We start from the raw sequence: 17,733 nt of genomic DNA, 5'->3' as shown, positions 1-17,733 counted from the left end.
CTAGGGCAGGCACACCTCGGCCAAGGGCTCTACCTGGACGCGCCCCTTGGGCAGCGCCAGGGATCCTGGGCCGGGCTCCTCGGCGGGCTGGGACCGCTGCGGATCCTGCCTGCCGGGAGGTTCGGGGGCCGGGTTCGGCCGGGAGGGGCGTTCTGCCGGCGGTTCGGGGGAGGCGTCCCGGACCGGGGGTTCGGGGGAGGCTCCCCCTCTCTGAGGGGAGCGCTCGCCTTCCTGCTCACTTGGTCGGGAAGAGGGGCTGGGCGGCGCCGCGGCCTGCTCTTCGTCTTCGCCGACCTCCTCGATCTCGGCGGCGTCGGTTTCGCCAGCCGAGGAGGAAGGGGCGGGGCTGGGGTCGATGCGCTCGTCGGCCTGGAGCGAGGCCGGGGTGGACTGGCGGACCGGGACCCGCGGGGCGGGGGGCGGCGCCGGGTCCTGGGAGGTGGCCGGCGCGGTAGGGGCAGGCTCGGTTACGTGGGGCTGCTCGGTGTAGAGGACCCCGACGGCGCCGCCGGTGACGGCGATGGTGGCGACGGTGGCGGCCCCCGGGCCCGTCACCGTCTCGCGCACCCAAGCGCCGGCGGTGCCGAGCACGGCGATGGCGCCGCCTCCGCGGATGACCCCGAGGTGACCGCGCCGGCATGAGACCTCGGCGCGGGGCGGGGGGAGGAGCGCTTCCACACGGCGCCGCTCGCGTTCGGCGAAGGCGCCGTCAGCGGTCTTCTCCAGGGCCTCGATGCGGGCGGTCAGGTAGTCGGTGTATTCGGTCATCTCGTCCAGGCGGCGCCTGGTGCGCATCAGCACGGCGGCCAAGACGAGGACCGCGGCCAGGACTGCACAGCAGAGCGCTGCAGAAACGAGCAGCACCATTGCTACCCTCCTGTGACCCCGTGGGGCAATGATCCCCCAGGCCGCGGTTTTTTACATGCCTACGCGCCGGTATTTTCCGGCCCGTTACCCTGCCGCGCCGCTCCCGAGGCCCTGGTCGTCGCCGCGGACCTCTCCGAGGAGCTGGTCGCGCTGGCGCAGCGCGGTGATCAGGTGAAGCCTCTCGGCCTCGCTCAGTACCTCCAGGTCCCAGATCGCCTGTTCGCGTGAGTCGTCGAAGACCCGGGGCGGCGGCGCCGGGGGCCGGTGTTCCCCCTGGAGGGGGGTGGGGGCCCCGCCGGCCAGGATCGCCTCGCGGGAACCGGCCTCCCATCCGAAGGCGCGGCTGATGGCCCGGTCGGTCTTGGCCCGCACGCTCTTTCCCTTGCGCCACTTGTAGACGGCCTGGGGAGAGACGTCGGCCTCGCGGGCGATGTCGGTCAGCGTCTTGCCCTGCTCGTCAGCGGCTTCCTGGCTGAGTCTGAACAGTCGCTCTGCGTGCTCAGGTGGGGTCGGCATGCCGCCATAGTACGCAGAGTCATGCTCCTGCATGACTATCTATGCGGATGCATGACCGTATGCAGAACGTGCATGCACTCTAGCGGTTCAGGTTTCCAGCTTCAGATTGTAGATGAACGTTCATGCTCGTTCTTGTCTATGCATGAACGTTTACGTATCATCGAGTCATGAAGACCTACCGCTTCCGCGGGCCGACCGCCCGCCGCCTCCGTGAAGAGCGGGGCCTGACCGTCAGAGAGGTCGCCGCCGCCGTGGGCATCGCCGACGGCACCTTGACCAACTTGGAGCGGGGACACCAGGAGCCGAGCGCCCCGGTCTACATCCGCATCTGCCAGGCGCTGGACGTGGATCCGGCCCTGCTGCGGGAGGCACGCGAGGAGGCCCCGCCGCGCAAGAAGCGCCGGGGCAGTGGCGGGGCGGAGGCAGCGTGATGGAGGCGCCCACCGTCTACCGGGCCGACGAGGCCGCCGAGGTGCTGAAGTGCAAGCCGTCGTGGCTGAAGAAGCAGGCCGCGCGCAGGGCGATCCCGGTCAGGCTGATCGGCGGGTCCTACGCCTGGACCCCTGAAGACCTTGAGGCCATCGTCGCGCAGCGGCTTCGCCCGCCCGCCGCTGCGCCGCGCCCCGCGGCGGCCGCCCGCCCCCGCCGCCCCGCGGCCGCCACAGCTGCCGCCCCCCGGGCTCCGGTCCGTCCGCTGCGCGCCCGCCGCGCATGACAAGGCCCCCGCCGGATGCGACCCGGACGGGGGCGAGGCCCCGCACATGAAGGAGACAGGGCCATGGCCATAGTAATCCGCACCACCAGCGACACCAGCGCCTCTAGCGACGAAGCGCACCGCCTTCTCACCCCTGCCGAGGTCGCCCAGATCTTCCGGGTGGACCCCAAGACGGTGACCCGGTGGGCCAAGGCCGGCAAGCTCACCGCGATCCGCACGCTGGGAGGCCACCGCCGCTACCCCGCCGACCAGTTCGAGCGCCTTCTGAGCGTCGAGCAGGCGGGCGGTGAGCGGTGATGCTCTCCGGGATCAGCGACCGCACCGTGGACCACCTGCGCGACTGCCGGGACGGCGCTGCCTCCCGCGCTGCCGACTGCACCGACCGCGCGGCCGCCGCCGACGCCGAGGCCGACCGGCACTGGGGCCAGGCCGAGGCCGCCGCGGAGACGGCCCGCGAGTACGGCGCACTCATCGCCGCAGTGACCGGCACCCCCGCCGCCTCATACGAGCCGCAGGTGGCTGACCGGCAGGCCCGGCTACTGCGCACCGCCGCCCGGCTGGCCGCCGACCATCCCGGGCTTCCCGCTCCGGAGTGGTCGGTGGACGCCGAAGCACGCCGGGTTCACGGGCTGCTGTGGCGCAATGGCTGCGAGCAGGCCTTGGCGGGGTGGGCCCGCGCCCTGGACGGCGAGGTGCAAGACACCGGCCGGACCGACCCCACCACCGCTTTCCAGCAGGTGGCTGTGCGCATCGGCGGGGTGGACGTGGTGCTGACCGCCACCGTGCGCATCGAGGAGGCCACGGCATGAAGACCATCCGCAAGCAGCGCCCGCGCCGCCGCCGTGCCCCGGAGCCCGACGACGACACCGTTGCGGCCCCCGTGAGTCGAGAGCGCACCCACGCCGCCCTGGATGACACCGCCCGGGTGCTGGCCCTCCTGACGACCACCCTCGAATCGCTGAAGGAGCACTGACCATGTCCGGGACGTCAAAGCCGCCCGCCGCGCGCACTGCCACGGCGGGAGCCAAGGCGGGAGAGGCATCCCAGGGGGGAGTGCCGAGGACTCCGCCTGCGTCCCTTCCCGCGGCCGGGCCGGGGCAAGGGGGGCCCGGCCCGGCCGCACCCCACGCGCACGCGGGCCCCGACGCCCTCACCGACGTTCAGCTCAAGGTGCTGATGCGCGGTATCGCCGCCGACCGGGTGCAGGTCCACCGAGGGAACAGCCACTTGGAGGCGTGGGACGTGAGGCGCACCCTGACCCGGGTCTTCGGGTTCGGGGGGTGGGCCGACCAGACGCTGGAGCTGGCCTGCATCCGCGAGGCCAAGGAGCGAGACGGCACCACCTTCCGGTGGACCGTCGCCTACCGGGCCCAGGTGCGGCTCATCGTGCGCACCACCGACGGCCGGGTCCTGACCTCCTTCGACGACACCGCGGTGGGCGAGGCCGCCCGCCAGCCCGCCTACGGGGCCGCCCACGACCAGGCCGCCAAGACCGCCGTCTCCCAAGCGCTGAAGCGGTGCGTCGCCAACCTCGGCGACCAGTTCGGGCTGTCGCTGTACCGGGACGGCGACCTGTCCCCGGTGGTGCTGTGGTCGGCCGCCCACCCGCCGCCCGGCGCTGAGGCGCCCGACACCGACCGGGTCGGGCCCGGCGCCACCGACCCCGACGCCGCGCTCGTCAAGGCGTTGGTGGGCCGGGTGGCCGGGGCCTCCAGCACCGACCAGCTCAACCGGCTGTGGGCGCGCGTCGCCGACGAGGAAGCCGAAGGGCTGCCCACCGACGAGGCCGACCAGGTCCGCGAGGCGCTGCAGGCCCGCTTCGCTGAGATCGCCGCCGAGACCCCGGAGAAGGCCGCGGCCGCCCAGGACGCCGACGCCGAAGCACCCGACACGAGGTGACAACCATGCCCGAACTCACCGCAGCGGCCCGCGTGGCCGCACTCAAGATCCTCGCCGAGCGCGTCGCTTCCGAGTACGAGGCCGCGCGCCGGGACGCCGAACCGGAGTTCGCCCGGCTCCGCGCCCAGCTCGGCGTGAAGTCGCTGGACGTGCTGCTGCCCGGCGGTGCCAGCGCCGGAACGATCTCCATCAGAGCAGGCGCGCGCATCGTGGAGTGGGACGAGGCCGCCCTGGTCGACTACGCCGAGACCGCCGCCCCCCACGAGGTCGTGGAGGCCGTGGACCCGGCCGCCCTGGACGACGAGGAAGTGCGCGCCCTCATCGCCGCCCACCGCCCCGACCTGGTGCGCCGCACCGTCCGCCCGGCCTACCGCGCCGCCCTGGACAAGCAGCTCAGCGCCGACGGCACCGTCGTCGACCCCCGCACGGGCGAAGTGGTCGCCCTCGCCGAGGTCACTACCACCGCCCCCTCGGGCCGCTTCTCCTACACCCGTGCCGCCGACGCCGAACAGGCCGTCCTGGACGCCTGGCACGCCGGCGCCCTCGCCGAGGTCGGCGCCTCGCTGGTGCCCGCCGAGCTGGAACCCGCCGAGCCCGAGTCCGCCCCGGCCGGGCCCTTCCCCCAAGGAGGCGCATCATGATCCCCATCCTCGCCGCCGCGGCCGCCGGAGCAGCGGCCGGAGCGTGGGCCTCCTGGTACGTCGCCGCCCGGCGGGCCGATGCTCGCGACCTGGAGGTCATGGGCCTGTGGCGGCACATCCGCCAGCTGCGCGCCGTCAACACCCGCCTCTCCCGCGAGTGCGGCCACTGCGGCGCCGCCCGCACCCCGGCGGAGGAGGCCTGGTGAGATGCGCTCCCTGCACCGCCTCGTCGCCGACGCCGAGATCGCACTCCGCGGCCGCGCGGCCCGCGCCCGCCGCGCCTGGCTGGGCACCCGCCTGATCGAGGACACCCCCGGCCACCCCGAGCACATCGCCGACATCGACCCCGAGGGCCAGGACGACTTCGACGCGCTGATGCTCGCCGTGGTCGCAGAGGGGGATCCCGCCGCCCGCCGCCTCATGCAGCTGGCGATCCGAGCGGGGTGGGCCCGGTGAGCACTGAGGAACCCGACGAGCTGGATGCCCGCCTGCGGGCCCTGGAGGCCGAACGGCTTCGGCCGGTCCCGCCGCCGCCTCCTTCTCCGACCACCGCCGAGCTGGCGCGGGTCGCCTACATCGCCGACCACACCACCGAGGAGGGGGTATGGCCCTCGAATCTCAGATCCGCCGAGCCACCGCGCGGCCGTCACCAAAAGAGCGGGACGACACCGAGACCCGCGTCCAGCACCTCCTGCACACCTACGACGACGACCGGTCCCTCGCCATCGCCGACCGGGAACGGGCCGGAGCCGCAGTGATGGTGCGCCGCCTGGCCAACCGCCACGACTGCGCCGCCGCGTGCGGGTGCGCCCGCCCGTGCCAGCCCGGCAGCCCCCGCCACCCCGTGTGCATCGACCCGCGCCACGCCTCCGATGCCGCTGCCGCCCGCGAGGTGATGGACATGCTCGGGGTCACCGGGGCCGCGGCCGGAGGGCCGGTCCCGCCGCCTACCCGCCCCGGCCCGACGCCCCCGCCCGAGGCGGCCCCGGCGCGGCCCCCGGTCCCGGCGTCGCTGCGCCCCGCCCCGGTCGCCGCGGCCCCGCCCAAGGCGGCGAAGCAGAAGACCGCGGTGGAGTGCGGCACCTACGCCGGGTACCAGCGCCACCTCCGGCGCCGCGAAGACCCCTGCGGGCCCTGCCGCGAAGCCAACCGCGCCAAGCCGCAGAAGGCCGACGGATACGCCTCGACGCGCCGCCGCAAGCCCATCGCCCATGGCACCGAGCGCGGCTACCGCCAGCACCTCTACCGCGGCGAGCAGACCTGCGCCGACTGCCGGCGCGCCGTCCGCGACGCCCAGCGCACCCGCAAGGAGCAGGCCCGATGAAGTTCTCCATGACCCTCCCCGGCGCCGGGCGCGGAACCGTCCGGATCGACGGCCAGGACGTGGCCGCCGCGACGACCGGAGCGGACATCCGAACCCGGCCCGGCGAGCCGACCCAGGTCGTACTCGAACTGATGCTTGTGCGGACCGACCTCGACATCGAGGACGCGGAGGTCACCGTGCCACCGGCCACCCGGGAGGCGCTGCTGCAGCTCGGATGGGCGCCGCCCGCGGACGAGCCGGAAGGAGAACGGTGATGGCGCCGCGCGTGCTCGGCCTCGACCTATCGGTGACCGGGACCGGGGTCGCATGGAAGGACGGCCGCACCTACACCGTCACCCCCGACCTGGAGGGGGACGCCCGGCTCGGCGAGATCCGGGACGCCGTCCGGCTCGCCGCCGGCGGATGCCCCAAGGGGACGCGTGGCACGAACTGGTGGGTGGACCTGGCGGTCCTCGAAGACGTGCCGCCCGTCCGGGCCGCCTCCACCGCCGTCCTCGGGATGGTCCACGGCGTCGTCCGCACCATGCTCATCGAGGCCGGGGTGCCCTACGCCCTGGTGCCGCCGAGCAGCCTTAAGAAGTACGCCACCGGCCGCGGAAACGCCCCCAAACCCGACCTGCGCATGGCGCTCTTCCAGCGCACCGGCGCCGACATCCGTGACGACAACCAGGTCGACGCCACGTGGCTGCGCCTCATGGGCCTGGACGCCCTCGGCCACCCCGCCGTCGCGCTCCCGCAGGCCCACCGGGCGGTCCTGGACAAGATCCACTGGCCGACAGGGGGCAAGCGATGAACCCCAAGACCGTCTACTCCCGGCACCGGCGCCGCCGGATCGCCGAAGGCCGCTGGAGCCCATGGGGCGACCTGGAGCAGGTCCGCGCCCGCGTCCGAGCCCTGGAAGCCGCCGGGCACACCCGCCGATCCATCGCAACCGCCGCCGGTCTCGCCGACGAGACCGTGCAGCACCTGATGTCGCCTAAGGCCCGGCAGGTCAAGGCGTTCGTCGCCGACGCCATCCTGGCCGCCGACCCCTGGTCGGCGTCAGCCGGCTACCTGCCCGCCATCGGGGCGACGCGCCGCCTGCAGGCCCTGGCCGCCCTCGGATGGACCATCCAAGACGCCGCCGCGCACACGGGCCTGGCCTCCAGCACCATCGCCGAGATCCGCCGGGGCGGGCACCGCCACGTCCAGGCCCCCACCCACCGCGCCATCGTCGCGGCCTACGACCAGCTGTCCATGCGGCGGCCCCTGGCCACTCCCGGCGCGGCCGTCACCCGCGGCAAGGCCGCCCGCCGCAACTGGGCGCCACCGCTGGCATGGGACGACGACAGCATCGACGACCCCGCCGCAGTCCCGCACACCGCCATGACCAAGGAGGCCTCCTGATGCCCGTCCCGCATCCGCTGATCGCCGAGCTGGCCCGAGCCCGGCGCGACGCCGGCATGTCCCTCAAGGAGATGGCCTACCGGCTCGGCTACGCCCCCGGGAGCCTCAGCAAGTGGGAGGCCGGTGACACCACACCGAACGTGGACGCCGCCACCGACTACGCCGCGGCGCTGGGCTACCGCCTGACCCTCACCCGCGAGGGAGGCGCCCGGTGACCACCGTCAAGATCGCCTCCAAGCTCGGCGCCGCCGCGGAAGCCGCACTGGAGCCCCACGTCCCCCGGCTGTACGCCCGCTCCGGGATGCGGATGCTCGCCATCGCCGAGCTGAAGCACGACGACAAGAACGTCCCGGCCGCCGACTCCGACGCCTCCGCGTGGGTCAAGTGCAAGATCACCCACCTGGAGGTGCCCGGCCCCGACCAGGAAGGCGCCGTCCGCGAAGCGATGCGGGTCCTGTACCTGCAGCGCACCGCCGCCGGGACGCTCACCGAAGACGGAGAGCTGGAGCTGGACGACCACACGCTGAACCTCACCGCCGGCCTGCTCACTCAGATCGAGACCGCGCGCCTCACCGCGGCGCTGCGGCACTGGGCCGCCTACGCCCGGCGGGTCGTGGCCGCCGACGACCTCACGCTCTCCGAGATCCGCCACGAGCTGCACACCGTCGCCGACGGACTGACCGCTGCCCTCACCGGCGGCCGCGCCGACGACGGCGACCTATAGACCCCGCGCCCGCCGTGGCGAGCCACCGAGCCCGCGGCGGGCGCGGACCAACCCGAGATAAGGGAGGCGCCTCAGGTGCCCTGCGAACTGTGCTTGATCGCTGAACGGAAGCGCAGCAAGGCCCGCTACGAAAGGGCCCATGCCTGATGACGTGGTTCAAGGTAGATGACTCGTTCCACTCCCACCCGAAGGTGCTGGCGACATCGGCCGCCGCCCTGGGGCTGTGGGTCGTCGCTGGGGCGTGGTCGAGCGCGAACCTCACCGAAGGGTTCGTGCCAGACCACGCCTTGCCGCGGCTGATCCCAGACTCCGGGCCGCTGGCGAAGGAGCTGGTGTCCACAGGGCTGTGGAGGCGGGCGAAGGGCGGATACCGGTTCCACGACTTCGCTGACTACAACCCCACCCGATCGGAGGCGATCGCCGCACGCGATCGGCAGTCATCGGGGGGAGCGATCGGCAACCACCGCAGGTGGCACGAAGCCAGAGGTGTCACGGACCCCGCATGCCTCTACTGCCAGCAGAAACACTCATCGGATACCGAATCAGGAAGCGATCGGGTACCCGATGGGGGGACCGATTCGGCCCCGAATCCCCCGGCCCGACCCGACCCGGCCCTGAATGGTTCAGGTGAGCAGGACCCCTCTACGTCTGCTGGGGGTGCAGGGGGGAGCGCCGACGCTGGCGCGTCCGGCGCGACGAACGGCAAGCCGAAGAGGACTGACCAGGGCACCCGGATCCCCGAGCGTTTCCCCGTCACCGAGGACATGCGGCGTTGGGCCCGCGAGAAGGCGCCGTCGTGTGGCGACGCCGACCACGAAGCGTTCCTGGACTACTGGAAATCCAAGCCGGGCGCGGCCGGGCGCAAGGTCGACTGGCCCGCGACCTGGCGCAACTGGATGCGCCGCGCCCACAACGACCGCGGAGCCCCCACCGGCGGCCGCACCCCGCCGCCCCGCTCCACCACCTCCGAGCGTGTCGCCGGATGGCTCGCGCTCGGCGACCCTGAACCGGCCGCCCCGCCCGCGGCCGCCCGCGAGATCACGACCGGCCACCAGGAGGACGGCCCATGGCACGCATGACCGAACAGCAGATGGGCGCGGTGCTGGCCCGCGCCGCGGCCTTCGACGGCCGCCGCCCGGACCCCATCGTGCTCGCCGCCTGGATGGAGGCGATCGGCGACCTCGGCTACGACGACGCGATGCGAGCCGTCGTCGACCACTACGCCGAGTCGACCGAATGGCTCAAGCCTGCGCACCTGCGGGCCCGGGTGAAGCGGATGCGCGCCGACCGGCTGGCCAACGCCGACCTCGCCCTGCCGCCGGCCGACCCCGACGCCGCGGACTACGGGCCCCGGCTGCGTGAGCACCTGCGGGCGCTGGCGGATGGCCGCAGCCTCCCCCGCGCCCTCACCGCAGGAGACCGGACCCCGGCCCCGCCCACCAAGGACTACACCGCGGCCCGCGCCGCACACGCCGCCCCAGCACCGCCGGGGCCGGTGGTCGAACCCGCTCCGCTGGCGTCGGCCACCCCTTGGTGCGGCCGCTGCAACGACACCACCCGGACCCGCACCCGCCTCACCTCCGAGGGCGGCCTGGAGCGGGTGCCGTGCCCGGTGTGCGGCCCGGCCACCTCCGGGAGCGCCGCGTGACCGCCCGCGAGCAGGCCCACCGCGACGGGGTGGCGCTCATCGCCCGCCGCCTGGTCGAACGAGACGAGCAGGCCACAGATGACCGGCCCGACCCGGAGGTGTGGGCGGCCGCCGTCCTCACCGAACTGGCCGGATTCGGATGGCGGCCCACCGCGGCCCGCACCACCACCTGGCAGCCGCGCCCCGGCCACCAGCCGGCCGACCCGCAAACCGCCCGCGCCTACGCCGCCGGGATCCGCGCCCGCCTCCGCCCAAGCGGCCACGACAACGAGGAGAGCTGATGCACGAACCACCCCCGGATACGCCGACCGCCCCGCGCAGGGGCGGTGCGCGCCCCCGACACACCCGGATCTACCCGGCGCGCCCGCACACCGGCGACGACGCCATCACCGACCTCATCGGCCTCGGCCTGGCCGGGCGCCCCATGACCGATGTGCATCTGCCTGGAGAAGGAGTAGACCATGCGATGGCCTGGAGGGTGTCCGGATGCTCACCACCTATCCCGGACCTGTGAAGGCGAGGACACCATGACCGCCTTAGACGACCGGTGTTCGCCCCGGCTGCGCTTCGAGCTGCGACACCAGCTTGACGAAGACGACACCCTGACCGTGCCCGGCGCTGACGGAAACCCGCTCACCGTGACCTCCACCGCCGTCCCCCTCGTCTGGCGCGTTCGCGACATCGGCCCGATGCGCATCGAGGTGATGGAGATGATCTTCAACTGGCGCCTCACCATCTCTTACCGGGCTCACCCGATGCTCCTCGAAGGCGGCTGGTGCTACTTCGGCCGCACCTGGGACGTCTTCCAGCGCACCGTCCGGGCCGCGCACACCTTCGACCCCGCCACCCAAGCAGCCCCTGAAGGCTTCGACAAGGAAGCCCTGGCCTGGACGGGAGGCGGCACCCGATGAAGATCGACGTGTACCTCGTCGGGGTGCTCGCCGCCGTCCACAAGGCCGTGCGCGGGGTGCGCGGCGGGCGCTGGGATGTGGCCCGGCACCACCTCGCCTCAGAGGGGCGCTACCTGGCCAGATGTGTGCGGGAGCGGCGGTGGCGCGCGTTACGCCAGTCGTTCAACGGCTACCTCGCCGAGCCCGACCCGTGGCCGGAAGGGCTAACACTGTGCGGGCGCGGATGGACCAGGCGGACGGCGCTGCGCAGCCTCCGCCGCCTCCGCCGCCGCATGCGCAAGGCGGGGATCCGGTGACCGCGCCCGCACGCCCGCAGCGCGTGCTCACCGAGAAGGAGCTGGAGGTCGTCTGCGGCATTGACCTGCTCACCCTCCACAAGTGCCTGCTGCTCGGGATCGTCGACCCGGTGCCCAACCTCTCGCCCATGTCCGAAGACGAGGGAGCGTGGGTGCGCGAGCACGTGTTCTCGCCGCACCACCGGTTCGTCGAGCGCGGCTACCCATGGGGGTTCTGGCGGTGGTCCTACTGCGAGAAGGGCACCTGCTGGAACTGCCTCTCTGACCGGTGTGACATCTGCGTCCACCGCCAGCAGGGGCGCCCCGACGTCTGCGACAACACCGACCACCTGCTCGCCTTCGATGGCCGCGCCCTGGCTCAGGTGATCCGTCGCCCTGATGGGCGGCCTTGCGCATGGGTGTGCCGGTGCCCCTGCCCCAAGACCGGCCCGGCGCCCCCGCCGCCCTGGAAGCGGAAGGCCGCGCCCGCCGACGCCGTGCGCCCCCGGCGGCCGCCCGCCCGCCCCGACATGGATCCGCTCTTCGAACTGGAGGCCTCATGAGCCACGAACCCGACCTGTACGAAGGCGAGCTTTACGTCGCCCCCGGCGAACGCGCCCCGCACGTTCTCCAGGTCGTGCGCCGCCGTGGCGAACTCCGCCTCGTTGAGCTGGCCCCGGTCTCCGAACCGATGACCACCGGCGAGGTGGCCGACCGCTACGGCTACGCCAACCCCGTCTGGAGGTACGCCTCCCTCGCCCGTGAAACCGGCCCCGACCCCGACGTGCCGGTTCCCGGCAGCGCACCGCCGGCCAAACCGCCCGCACCCCTGGCCTGGTGGGGCGCCTGGCGGCGCAGGAAGGACCCCGGCCGTGCCGACACCTGAGCAGACCGTCCGCTGGCTGAATGCCGGCATGGAAGCCGGGTGGGAGCACCGCACCAACGCCATGATCTGGCGGGCCGCCGACGTCGACCGCATAGACCCCAGCGGGCTCCCGCTCCGAGACGACGACCTCGAACCGGAGGACACGTAATGGACAGCTTCAGCCAGCTCCGCGGTGACTGCGTGCGCCTGCACGAGTTCTACACCGAGCTGCGGGCCGCCGGGTTCACCCGCTGGGAGGCCCTCTACCTCCTCGCCGGCGTCATGTCCGGCGGCCCGCGCCCGCCCCAGGAGGACGGCCGGTGAACACCAGCACCCTCCTCGCCCAGATCGGCCGCGCCGCCGCCGACCGGGAGACCTCCGCCGACGCCATGCGGTGGACACCCGTCCCGGGCGGGCCCTCCGCGGACGCCGAGGGGGCGGGCGTGCGGCCCGCCATCACCCCGGCCCTGCAGCAGATCCGGGACGCCTACCAGCAGGTCCGGGGCGCCTACCTGGAAGCAGCCCGGCACCTCGCCGCCGCACACGACCGGCGCCGCGCGGAACTCGTCCTGGTGCCGCCGCGCCCGCCCCGCCAGGAACCCGACCCCAAGGCGTGGCGGGCCTTCGTGCCCCGCCCCGAACGGACACCGCGGGCACGGCACCGCCCCGGCCCCCACCCGCGCCGCCTGAGCGTGGCCCGCGCCCCGAAACGGTGCGGGAGGCGGCCGTGACGGGACTGCCCATCGCCCTCGCGGTGCTTACCGCAGCCGCCGTGGAGGCCCGGTGCGAAGGACTACCTGAAAACGGAGGTACTACATGACCGACTGCCCAGGGCCCTGCAACCGGCACTGGCGGGCTGCCCGCGACGCCCACGCCGACGCCATCGACGAATGGGCCGCCGCCGACCCCCACACCCGCGGAGAGGCACCCGACCCGCCCGACCTCACCCCGGTCCCCGGCGAACCCGTGTGGTGCCGCCGCTGCGCCGGCGCCGTACGGGCCGCGCTCGCCGACCTGGACAACCTCGCCGCGCTCCTCGCCGCCGCCTCCGACGGGCACCGCGGCTACACCGACGACACCGGGCGCATCCGCTCGACGAAGACCGCCCCATCGCCGTCCCCGGCCGCCGACCTGCTCGATGAGCTGTACGGCGACCTGAGCAAAGTCGAAACCGACTGGCGCGAGGTCTGCGGCTACGGGCCGCGGCCAGCCCGCGGCCGCGGCGCCTCCGCCCTGACCACCGTGATCGCCTGGCTCTGCCACCACCTGACCGACATCCTCGCCCACCCCGGTAGCCCCGCCTTCGGCCTGTCCGTGCTGTGGTGGCAGCGTCGCCTCCAGGCCGCCGCCAAGGCCCGCCCGCCCGGCCGCCGAAAGCCGGCACCCTGTCCGCGCTGCGACCGCCGCACCCTGATCTTCGAGGACGACCGGGATCTGGTGCGCTGCGAGAACCCCGACTGCAACCGGGTCATGACTGTCGACGAATACGACGCACACGCCGTCCAGCAGGCGAGGAAGACGGCCTCATGATGCAGCAGCTATCGTCCGCGGTGGGTCGGGCGCCTGCTTCTACGAGGCGACGACGGTGGTCTACCGGCAGAGCGATCTGCTCGGCAGCGTCGACTTCTCCGTGCGCGGCGGCCTCTAGAGCCCTATGTAGACTTGCGACTCAGGTCTATGTAGACTAACGACATGGCCGACATCAAGATCACGACTACAACCGCGGCCGTCCTTAGAGCCTTCCTCGATGACCTCGACAAGCCGCGATACGGCTTCGACCTGATGCGTGACACGGGCTTGTCGAGCGGCACCCTCTACCCGATCCTCGCTCGCCTCCAGCGGGCGGGGTGGCTCGCCGCTGAATTCGAGAACATCGACGAACAGGCCGAAGGGCGTCCCGCTCGCCGTTTCTACACGATGACCCCGGATGGTGCCGAGCGCGCTCGCCTTGGGCTTGCCGAGCTCCACCAGAAGATATGGGCCGACGGTCCCGTGTCCTGGCTGGCTCCGAGGGGGAAGCACGCGTGAGTGTATTCCTAGGCGCCGTTGCGGGGCTTGTGGGAGGTTTACTGCTAGGGGTATGTACAGATCTGGTCAGCGATGAAGTCCGAGCCCGTCTTGATTATGTCCCCCGGCTCTTTGTGAAGATGGCAGTTCTTCGTCTTCCAAAGGAGATGCGCGATGACATGTCTCGTGAATGGCTCGCCGAGTTGCATGAGTTTCTACATGGGAGCGAATCCGTTCCTGTCACGCGCCTGATCAAGGGGAGCGGCTTCGCGCTAGGGCTCGCATGGTCGGCACCCTGCTATAAGTCCACTCGATCCGCTATTCCAGATGCTAGGCTGCTGGTCGCCAAGGCTGCAGCTGTGAATGCTTGCTGTATCGCGGCGTCGCTTGCCGCCTTTGCGTTCTCTCGACTTGGTTATGACTGGGGGCCTGCGGCCGGAATAATCACTGGCGCGGTGGGGACGGTGGTGGCGCTCTGCAGTTTGAGGTATTCACTGTGGGGGTTGCGTGTAATTCGAAAAAGAGAAGAAATTATCTCGTTGTTTAAGGGGCTCCAGGCCCTGCGGGATGACACGGACACGTTGGAGGCTTCCGTGTCCGCCATCGACCGTCGACACGCAAACGGCGAAGTGAGTGAAAACGAAAGTGTGGAATGTGCTCAACTTGCCTATAAGGTGCTGCTCTCTCAGCGTCTCCGGTTTCGCGTGAACAGTGAACTTGTGGCGATTGTCGAAGATCAGTTTTTTGTGGGAGTTGTCAAAGCGGCCGCGAATTATTTTCTGGAAACGCTAAAAGGACTCCGGGGTGATGTTCCCTTTGATGGGGAGTCAGGTCGTCATCTGAGGCTGCGTCAGGCGGTCCCGCTCTCCTCACGTCCTGGCACTCCAGCGGGCAGGGCGGTGTGCCTTGCTGTGAGTGAATCGGCACCTCCGGAGGGGGCCATGAGCCACAGCGAGCACTGCCAGAACGAACGGCATGCGGGCAGTCAGCACACGGTGCGACTGGCGAGGGACGCGCCAGAAGAAACCCAGCGGGCTTACTGATAGGAGAGGCGAGGGTTGACGCTGGTCGTCCACGGGGAACCGTCTTCAGGTGGCGAAGACCGGTCGTTGACGAGAAAATCCACACATGCTGCTTGCGTACATCGACGAGTCAGGGGACACAGGGCCCGTCTCCGGTAACGGCTCGCACACATACACCCTCGGTTGCGTACTCGTCGATGCTGACGACTGGCCGACCTCGTTCGATGAGCTGGTGGCCTTCAGGCGCAGGATCAAGGAGCGCTTCGGCGTCCTGCTCCGAGACGAGTTGAAGGCCAACCACCTCGTCCGCGGAGGCGGGTCCATACGAGACCTCGGGCTCTCCCCCGAAGCGCGAAGGAGGATCTATCGAGCGCACATGCGGACACTGCACGGTCTCAAAGCCCGTGCCTTCGCGGTAGTCGTCGATAAGCGCAACGGCCTGAGCGGCTCTGCAGTCTTCGACCTGGCCTGGGAAACACTGCTCCAGAGGCTGGAACGTACGAGCTACCATGAACGCTGCACGTTCATGATCATCCATGATGAGGGGGAGAACGATCGCGTACGCCGGTGGTCTCGCCGCGCTCGTCGGCACCTCACCGCGGGAAGCATGTATGGTCCCGGGTCGCTGAACAACCCGGCCCGCATGTTGGTCGACGACCCCATGCCGCGGCAGTCCAACCATTCCCTGTTCGTGCAGCATGCGGATCTCGTGGCCTACGCGGCTTTCCGCTCGATCATCCCTCCTGGGAAGGCCATCGAACGTGTGTGCCCTCAGACGATGTGGAGTGAACTCGGGGACGCCTGCCATGCAGTGGTCAACCGCTACAAGCGGAACGGGGCTCCCCCTGGCGTTGTCCTGAGGGACTAAAAAGGCCCCCCAGCTCTGCTGGGGGGCGGGAAAGTGCCTAACCAAGGCATGCACCCTGGGTCAGCGCTTGGTGTTTAGGGTACCTGTATGAGTCTGTTCTAACAAGCGTCCTACGCGCTGTGGTCACCGGGAAGGGCACAGGTTCTCGAGTGTCCACTTCGCAAGTCTCCACAGGTGAAGCCCTATTCCAGGGGGAAGAGTGTTGCTTGACCACCCGGATCCGCGCCGCCGTTGGTACACCAAGGCGGAAGCCGCCGACGCCGCAGGCGTCACCCTGCGCACCCTCAACCGGTGGATCGCCGCCGGCCACCTTCAGCTCCAGTTCGGGCACGTGAACGCCCACGAGCTGTTCGAGACCGAAGCGGCCATGCGGGCCCGCCGCATCCGCGGCCGCCCCGGCGCACGCTTGCCCGCTTGACCATGCGTGTCCTACAGTCGTCTCAAGATCACCACTCATGTACTCGACGCCCGGCCGCACCATGTGCCCCGGGCGTCTCACATGAGCAAGGGGCTTCCCCTGCAGCAGGGCCCCTCACCGACAGGGCCCACCCTGAACGGGACCACCGCACAAGGGCCCCGCACCCCCACCCCGCCCGAGCCCGCCCCGCTCTCCCGCACCACCGCGCCTCCACCCCGAGCGCTCCAGCGCACACGCGGACACGGCCACCTCGGCCCCGCGCACGGCCTCCACCCCGACAACGCCACACCACCGCTGGCGGCCACGCACCGCGCCGACCCACACCACCAGCGAGGTGAACACCATGGCCTCGCCCTCGCTCAACTACCGGCGCGGACGCAGCGGCCGGCCACTCGCCCGCGCCAAGGCCAGGCTCAAGCGCGAAGGCTCCAACACCTGCTGGCTGTGCGGCCGACCCATCGACCTCACACTGCCAACCGTCCACCCGATGTCATGGACACTCGACCACGCAATGCCGCTCAGCCTGCGACCTGACCTCGCACTCGACCCGAGCAACCACCGCGAAGCCCACCGCCGGTGCAACTCGATCCGCGGCAACCGCACCACCACCCGCTTCCCTGAGCAGGCCAACAGCCGCACCTGGTGAACGCCACGCACCGCGGGCACCCGGGGAACCCGGGCCGCGGACCCGCCACTGACCTCCGGGCCGGGACCACCCCCGTACCGGGGGGAGGGGCCTCCGACGGGGACAGGTGCCGGCTGACCCGCCGCCCCCTGACCGCATTTCTCTCCGTGAAAATCCCCGAGGTGGAGGCGGCCATGGCGGACCTGCCGGAGGCGGTGGCCGGGGCGACCGGGCCGCGGCGCTGGAGGCGCTGCGCGACGAGCTGGCGCGCCGCCGCCCCGATGCCGGCGACCGGAGCCGCCTCGCTGGCGACGCAGCTCCGCCTGGTCTTGGCCGACCTCGATGCCCTGTCCGCCGGTGAGGAGGCCGACATTGTCGACGACCTCGCCAAGCGCCGGGCTGCTCGGCGTTCAGGTGCCGCGGATCAGGGTGGCGCCGCCGGCGCCGAGTAGCGCGGGCGCTGACGCGATCGACATCGCGGCTTCGTGCGGGCTGGTGCTGGACCCGTGGCAGAAGCTGGTGCTCACCGAAGGGCTCGGGAGCGGGCTGACGGGCAGTGGGCGGCCTACGAGGTGGGGCTGATCGTGGCCCGGCAGAACGGCAAGGGCAGCATCCTCGAAGCGCTCGAACTCGCGGCGCTGTTCGTGTGGGAAGAGCAGCTGATCATCCACTCGGCGCACGAGTTCAGGACCGCGAAGGACGCCTTCCTGCGGCTGTCGGCTGGTCAACCGGAACGGAAGCTGAAGGCCCGGATCAAGCAGGTGATGCTGTCCAAGGGGGAGGAAGGCATTGAGCTGCACTCAGGACAGCGCATCCGGTTCACCACCCGCCGGGGGCGGCGGCCGCGGCCTGACCGCGGACCGGGTGATCCTCGACGAGGCCTACAACCTGAGCGACGACCACATGGCGGCGCTGCTGCCGACCATGTCCGCCCGCCCCAACCCCCAGATCGTCTACACCACCTCGGCGCCGGACAAGGAGCTGGCGCCGTGCGAGGTCATCAGCCGGGTACGGCGCGCGCG

36 protein-coding genes are annotated in these 17,733 nt (G+C 71.7%); 33 read left to right on the top strand and 3 right to left on the bottom strand.

Features of this window, described 5'->3' with window-relative positions; all coding sequences use genetic code 11:
• Window positions 1-867: a hypothetical protein gene (locus J0910_RS00180; protein ID WP_420156498.1), complete on the bottom strand. Its 867-nt coding sequence runs from the start codon at window positions 865-867 to the stop codon at window positions 1-3.
• 84 nt (window positions 868-951) lie between these two features.
• Window positions 952-1,383 (bottom strand): helix-turn-helix domain-containing protein, encoded by a 432-nt coding sequence (locus J0910_RS00175; protein WP_420156497.1) that lies wholly within the window; start codon window positions 1,381-1,383, stop codon window positions 952-954.
• A 167-nt stretch (window positions 1,384-1,550) separates the two neighbouring features.
• On the opposite strand from J0910_RS00175, the gene J0910_RS00170 reads away from it, so the two are divergent.
• From J0910_RS00170 to J0910_RS00015, 32 genes are all read left to right on the top strand, one after another.
• The gene (locus tag J0910_RS00170) at window positions 1,551-1,814 is read left to right on the top strand and encodes a helix-turn-helix domain-containing protein (protein ID WP_420156496.1); all 264 of its coding nucleotides are present in this window, start codon (window positions 1,551-1,553) and stop codon (window positions 1,812-1,814) included.
• On the top strand, window positions 1,814-2,098 hold the full coding sequence (locus J0910_RS00165) for a helix-turn-helix domain-containing protein (protein ID WP_420156495.1): 285 nt from the start codon (window positions 1,814-1,816) through the stop codon (window positions 2,096-2,098). Before J0910_RS00170 ends, J0910_RS00165 begins: the two co-directional genes overlap by 1 nt.
• 63 nt (window positions 2,099-2,161) lie before the next feature.
• Window positions 2,162-2,395, top strand: a complete 234-nt coding sequence (locus tag J0910_RS00160; RefSeq protein WP_420156494.1) for a BldC family transcriptional regulator — start codon at window positions 2,162-2,164, stop codon at window positions 2,393-2,395.
• On the top strand, window positions 2,395-2,907 hold the full coding sequence (locus tag J0910_RS00155; protein ID WP_420156493.1) for a hypothetical protein: 513 nt from the start codon (window positions 2,395-2,397) through the stop codon (window positions 2,905-2,907). Before J0910_RS00160 ends, J0910_RS00155 begins: the two co-directional genes overlap by 1 nt.
• Window positions 2,904-3,071 carry a hypothetical protein gene (locus tag J0910_RS00150; RefSeq protein ID WP_420156492.1) on the top strand — a complete coding sequence of 56 codons (168 nt, stop codon included), beginning with the start codon at window positions 2,904-2,906 and terminating at the stop codon, window positions 3,069-3,071. The genes J0910_RS00155 and J0910_RS00150 overlap by 4 nt, the downstream gene beginning before the upstream one ends.
• 203 nt (window positions 3,072-3,274) lie before the next feature.
• The gene (locus J0910_RS00145; RefSeq protein WP_420156491.1) at window positions 3,275-3,997 is read left to right on the top strand and encodes a Rad52/Rad22 family DNA repair protein; all 723 of its coding nucleotides are present in this window, start codon (window positions 3,275-3,277) and stop codon (window positions 3,995-3,997) included.
• A gap of 5 nt (window positions 3,998-4,002) precedes the next feature.
• Window positions 4,003-4,638 (top strand): hypothetical protein, encoded by a 636-nt coding sequence (locus J0910_RS00140; RefSeq protein ID WP_420156490.1) that lies wholly within the window; start codon window positions 4,003-4,005, stop codon window positions 4,636-4,638.
• The gene (locus J0910_RS00135) at window positions 4,635-4,844 is read left to right on the top strand and encodes a hypothetical protein (RefSeq protein ID WP_420156489.1); all 210 of its coding nucleotides are present in this window, start codon (window positions 4,635-4,637) and stop codon (window positions 4,842-4,844) included. Before J0910_RS00140 ends, J0910_RS00135 begins: the two co-directional genes overlap by 4 nt.
• Before the next feature lies 1 nt (window position 4,845).
• On the top strand, window positions 4,846-5,094 hold the full coding sequence (locus J0910_RS00130; RefSeq protein ID WP_420156488.1) for a hypothetical protein: 249 nt from the start codon (window positions 4,846-4,848) through the stop codon (window positions 5,092-5,094).
• 148 nt (window positions 5,095-5,242) lie between these two features.
• Window positions 5,243-5,962 carry a hypothetical protein gene (locus J0910_RS00125; protein WP_420156487.1) on the top strand — a complete coding sequence of 240 codons (720 nt, stop codon included), beginning with the start codon at window positions 5,243-5,245 and terminating at the stop codon, window positions 5,960-5,962.
• Window positions 5,959-6,216 carry a hypothetical protein gene (locus J0910_RS00120; RefSeq protein ID WP_420156486.1) on the top strand — a complete coding sequence of 86 codons (258 nt, stop codon included), beginning with the start codon at window positions 5,959-5,961 and terminating at the stop codon, window positions 6,214-6,216. The genes J0910_RS00125 and J0910_RS00120 overlap by 4 nt, the downstream gene beginning before the upstream one ends.
• Entirely contained in the window at window positions 6,216-6,755 is a 540-nt protein-coding gene (locus tag J0910_RS00115; RefSeq protein WP_420156485.1) for a hypothetical protein, read from the top strand. The genes J0910_RS00120 and J0910_RS00115 overlap by 1 nt, the downstream gene beginning before the upstream one ends.
• Window positions 6,752-7,348 carry a hypothetical protein gene (locus tag J0910_RS00110; protein ID WP_420156484.1) on the top strand — a complete coding sequence of 199 codons (597 nt, stop codon included), beginning with the start codon at window positions 6,752-6,754 and terminating at the stop codon, window positions 7,346-7,348. Before J0910_RS00115 ends, J0910_RS00110 begins: the two co-directional genes overlap by 4 nt.
• Window positions 7,348-7,563 (top strand): helix-turn-helix domain-containing protein, encoded by a 216-nt coding sequence (locus J0910_RS00105; protein ID WP_420156483.1) that lies wholly within the window; start codon window positions 7,348-7,350, stop codon window positions 7,561-7,563. Before J0910_RS00110 ends, J0910_RS00105 begins: the two co-directional genes overlap by 1 nt.
• Window positions 7,560-8,072, top strand: a complete 513-nt coding sequence (locus tag J0910_RS00100) for a hypothetical protein (RefSeq protein ID WP_420156482.1) — start codon at window positions 7,560-7,562, stop codon at window positions 8,070-8,072. The genes J0910_RS00105 and J0910_RS00100 overlap by 4 nt, the downstream gene beginning before the upstream one ends.
• A gap of 764 nt (window positions 8,073-8,836) precedes the next feature.
• Window positions 8,837-9,151 (top strand): hypothetical protein, encoded by a 315-nt coding sequence (locus J0910_RS00095; RefSeq protein ID WP_420156481.1) that lies wholly within the window; start codon window positions 8,837-8,839, stop codon window positions 9,149-9,151.
• Window positions 9,139-9,720 carry a hypothetical protein gene (locus J0910_RS00090; protein ID WP_420156480.1) on the top strand — a complete coding sequence of 194 codons (582 nt, stop codon included), beginning with the start codon at window positions 9,139-9,141 and terminating at the stop codon, window positions 9,718-9,720. Before J0910_RS00095 ends, J0910_RS00090 begins: the two co-directional genes overlap by 13 nt.
• Window positions 9,717-10,001 (top strand): hypothetical protein, encoded by a 285-nt coding sequence (locus J0910_RS00085; RefSeq protein ID WP_420156479.1) that lies wholly within the window; start codon window positions 9,717-9,719, stop codon window positions 9,999-10,001. Before J0910_RS00090 ends, J0910_RS00085 begins: the two co-directional genes overlap by 4 nt.
• Before the next feature lie 327 nt (window positions 10,002-10,328).
• Window positions 10,329-10,631 carry a hypothetical protein gene (locus tag J0910_RS00080; RefSeq protein ID WP_420156478.1) on the top strand — a complete coding sequence of 101 codons (303 nt, stop codon included), beginning with the start codon at window positions 10,329-10,331 and terminating at the stop codon, window positions 10,629-10,631.
• The gene (locus J0910_RS00075; RefSeq protein WP_420156477.1) at window positions 10,628-10,927 is read left to right on the top strand and encodes a hypothetical protein; all 300 of its coding nucleotides are present in this window, start codon (window positions 10,628-10,630) and stop codon (window positions 10,925-10,927) included. The genes J0910_RS00080 and J0910_RS00075 overlap by 4 nt, the downstream gene beginning before the upstream one ends.
• A complete protein-coding gene (locus tag J0910_RS00070) occupies window positions 10,924-11,469 on the top strand; it encodes a DUF6248 family natural product biosynthesis protein (protein WP_420156476.1) in 546 nt (181 codons plus the stop codon). The genes J0910_RS00075 and J0910_RS00070 overlap by 4 nt, the downstream gene beginning before the upstream one ends.
• Window positions 11,466-11,792 (top strand): hypothetical protein, encoded by a 327-nt coding sequence (locus J0910_RS00065; protein WP_420156475.1) that lies wholly within the window; start codon window positions 11,466-11,468, stop codon window positions 11,790-11,792. Before J0910_RS00070 ends, J0910_RS00065 begins: the two co-directional genes overlap by 4 nt.
• The gene (locus J0910_RS00060; RefSeq protein ID WP_420156474.1) at window positions 11,779-11,940 is read left to right on the top strand and encodes a hypothetical protein; all 162 of its coding nucleotides are present in this window, start codon (window positions 11,779-11,781) and stop codon (window positions 11,938-11,940) included. Before J0910_RS00065 ends, J0910_RS00060 begins: the two co-directional genes overlap by 14 nt.
• Window positions 11,940-12,095: a hypothetical protein gene (locus tag J0910_RS00055; protein ID WP_420156473.1), complete on the top strand. Its 156-nt coding sequence runs from the start codon at window positions 11,940-11,942 to the stop codon at window positions 12,093-12,095. Before J0910_RS00060 ends, J0910_RS00055 begins: the two co-directional genes overlap by 1 nt.
• A complete protein-coding gene (locus tag J0910_RS00050; RefSeq protein WP_420156472.1) occupies window positions 12,092-12,502 on the top strand; it encodes a hypothetical protein in 411 nt (136 codons plus the stop codon). Before J0910_RS00055 ends, J0910_RS00050 begins: the two co-directional genes overlap by 4 nt.
• An 85-nt stretch (window positions 12,503-12,587) precedes the next feature.
• Complete coding sequence (locus tag J0910_RS00045) at window positions 12,588-13,301, top strand: hypothetical protein (RefSeq protein WP_420156471.1); 714 nt, start codon at window positions 12,588-12,590, stop codon at window positions 13,299-13,301.
• 162 nt (window positions 13,302-13,463) lie between these two features.
• On the top strand, window positions 13,464-13,799 hold the full coding sequence (locus tag J0910_RS00040) for a PadR family transcriptional regulator (protein ID WP_420156470.1): 336 nt from the start codon (window positions 13,464-13,466) through the stop codon (window positions 13,797-13,799).
• A gap of 146 nt (window positions 13,800-13,945) precedes the next feature.
• Window positions 13,946-14,821: a hypothetical protein gene (locus tag J0910_RS00035; protein ID WP_420156469.1), complete on the top strand. Its 876-nt coding sequence runs from the start codon at window positions 13,946-13,948 to the stop codon at window positions 14,819-14,821.
• An 85-nt stretch (window positions 14,822-14,906) separates the two neighbouring features.
• Window positions 14,907-15,668, top strand: a complete 762-nt coding sequence (locus J0910_RS00030) for a DUF3800 domain-containing protein (RefSeq protein ID WP_420156468.1) — start codon at window positions 14,907-14,909, stop codon at window positions 15,666-15,668.
• 202 nt (window positions 15,669-15,870) lie between these two features.
• Window positions 15,871-16,086, top strand: coding sequence for a hypothetical protein (locus tag J0910_RS00025; protein WP_420156467.1), 216 nt, complete (start codon window positions 15,871-15,873; stop codon window positions 16,084-16,086).
• Between the two features lie 343 nt (window positions 16,087-16,429).
• A complete protein-coding gene (locus tag J0910_RS00020) occupies window positions 16,430-16,732 on the top strand; it encodes an HNH endonuclease (protein WP_420161850.1) in 303 nt (100 codons plus the stop codon).
• Between the two features lie 146 nt (window positions 16,733-16,878).
• Window positions 16,879-17,163 carry a hypothetical protein gene (locus tag J0910_RS00015; protein WP_420156466.1) on the top strand — a complete coding sequence of 95 codons (285 nt, stop codon included), beginning with the start codon at window positions 16,879-16,881 and terminating at the stop codon, window positions 17,161-17,163.
• Here J0910_RS00015 and J0910_RS00010 read toward each other — a convergent pair.
• Window positions 17,122-17,511, bottom strand: coding sequence for a hypothetical protein (locus tag J0910_RS00010; protein WP_420156465.1), 390 nt, complete (start codon window positions 17,509-17,511; stop codon window positions 17,122-17,124). The genes J0910_RS00015 and J0910_RS00010 overlap by 42 nt on opposite strands.
• On the opposite strand from J0910_RS00010, the gene J0910_RS00005 reads away from it, so the two are divergent.
• A partial coding sequence (locus J0910_RS00005) for a hypothetical protein (protein ID WP_420156464.1) occupies window positions 17,501-17,733 on the top strand: 233 nt, incomplete at its 3' end. The two genes, J0910_RS00010 and J0910_RS00005, sit on opposite strands and share 11 nt — an antisense overlap.

It is taken from the genome of Nocardiopsis oceanisediminis (assembly GCF_048595525.1).
GTDB classification, from domain to species: domain Bacteria; phylum Actinomycetota; class Actinomycetes; order Streptosporangiales; family Streptosporangiaceae; genus Nocardiopsis_A; species Nocardiopsis_A oceanisediminis.
Note: the sequence above shows the minus strand (reverse complement) of the source record. Positions and strands in the feature narration are given on the sequence as shown.